Source organism: Paenibacillus xylanilyticus (genome assembly GCF_013359935.1).
GTDB classification, from domain to species: domain Bacteria; phylum Bacillota; class Bacilli; order Paenibacillales; family Paenibacillaceae; genus Paenibacillus; species Paenibacillus xylanilyticus.
This window is the reverse complement of the sequence record NZ_JABMCB010000156.1, coordinates 1-415: the sequence shown is the minus strand read 5'-3', so window position 1 is coordinate 415 and position 415 is coordinate 1. Positions and strand designations below refer to the sequence as shown.

Sequence of the window (415 nt, the reverse complement as noted above, 5' to 3'; positions counted from 1 at the left end):
CTTCCTCAGGAACCCTTAGGCTTTCGGCGGATCAGATTCTCACTGATCTTTTCGTTACTCATACCGGCATTCTCACTTGTATAATGTCCAGCGCTCCTTACGGTACACCTTCAACCCTTATACAACGCTCCCCTACCCCTGGATCGACTTCACTCCAGCTTCGAAGCCCTGTGTTTATCCCCTGGGAAGCATTTGGTCATTCAAGATTGTTTCTCTTGTCTGACAAAAATGTCCTTGTGGTAAACACCGCCTCAAAGAAGCAGTGAAGTCGATCCAAGCCATAGCTTCGGTGGTGTGTTTAGCCCCGTTACATTTTCGGCGCAGAGTCACTCGACCAGTGAGCTATTACGCACTCTTTCAATGGTGGCTGCTTCTAAGCCAACATCCTGGTTGTCTGTGCAACTCCACATCCTTT

Annotated in this window: 1 rRNA gene; it reads right to left on the bottom strand. The window is 48.7% G+C overall.

The features are described from left to right. Positions 1 to 415, bottom strand: a 23S ribosomal RNA gene (locus HP552_RS05560); the annotation flags it as partial.